This is a genomic window from Pseudomonas sp. SIMBA_067, assembly GCF_046534675.1.
Classification (GTDB): domain Bacteria; phylum Pseudomonadota; class Gammaproteobacteria; order Pseudomonadales; family Pseudomonadaceae; genus Aquipseudomonas; species Aquipseudomonas putida.
Genome location: NZ_JAWRYH010000382.1, coordinates 1 through 274, shown reverse-complemented (window position 1 = coordinate 274; position 274 = coordinate 1). Strand labels below are relative to the sequence as shown.

Below are 274 nucleotides of genomic sequence, written 5' to 3'. Positions count from 1 at the left end.
CGCGCCAGCCAGATTACGCTGGCGATGCCCGTGCTAAACCCCTATATCCCGGACGACTTCACCCTGTTACCGTCAGACGGCAAAACGTATCAGCATCCGGTGAGACTGGATAACCAGGACGATATGCGTATTTACTGGATGCCCAGTCGTTATTACGCCAGCGAGCCAAAAGCGGCGATCACCCTGGCGTTACGCAATAAGCACACCATCAGTGATGCCCGTCAGCAGGTGCTGTTTGGCCTGAATGACTACCTTTCCAGCCTGGCGCTGGACG

Annotated in this window: 1 protein-coding gene; it reads left to right on the top strand. The window is 56.2% G+C overall.

The window, feature by feature from the left end; translation table 11 throughout:
• A partial coding sequence (locus tag SB765_RS29535; protein ID WP_410932478.1) for a hypothetical protein occupies positions 1-274 on the top strand: 274 nt, incomplete at both ends.